At 46.0% G+C, this 348-nt stretch carries 1 protein-coding gene; it reads right to left on the bottom strand.

The features are described 5' to 3' along the window. Positions 1-99 precede the first annotated feature (99 nt). A partial coding sequence (locus KKC1_RS10410) for a Wadjet anti-phage system protein JetD domain-containing protein (RefSeq protein ID WP_202820038.1) occupies positions 100-348 on the bottom strand: 249 nt, incomplete at its 5' end.

Genomic DNA, 348 nt, shown 5'->3' with positions numbered 1-348 from the left:
TTCTTCTATTTTTTTGCCCCAAATCCTCCCTTGTGGAAATTGATGGATTCTACCCAAGTTTATTTTACACTAACTAAAAAATCGGGATAAAACAATGTTTTACTGTTGTTTGGGTAGGCGGATTTTGGAGACGGCCTCCTGCTCGAGGCGTTTTCCTTTTTCCAGCATCAAACGAATGAGGCGGTGAAAAGGGTGGTATGCTTCCTTTTCGAGCAGCGCCGCGAGTTTTTGCCTGTAAGTACTGGAAAAAGGCTGAGCGTACTCCTCATAAGCAAAGAAGGTCTCTTCATCCATCATCAGGGGCTGGAAGGAAATGCCCGTCCTCCGGCAAAGGTGTTGCCAGATCTG

It is taken from the genome of Calderihabitans maritimus (assembly GCF_002207765.1).
In the GTDB taxonomy this organism is placed as follows: domain Bacteria; phylum Bacillota; class KKC1; order Calderihabitantales; family Calderihabitantaceae; genus Calderihabitans; species Calderihabitans maritimus.
Note: the sequence above shows the minus strand (reverse complement) of the source record. Positions and strands in the feature narration are given on the sequence as shown.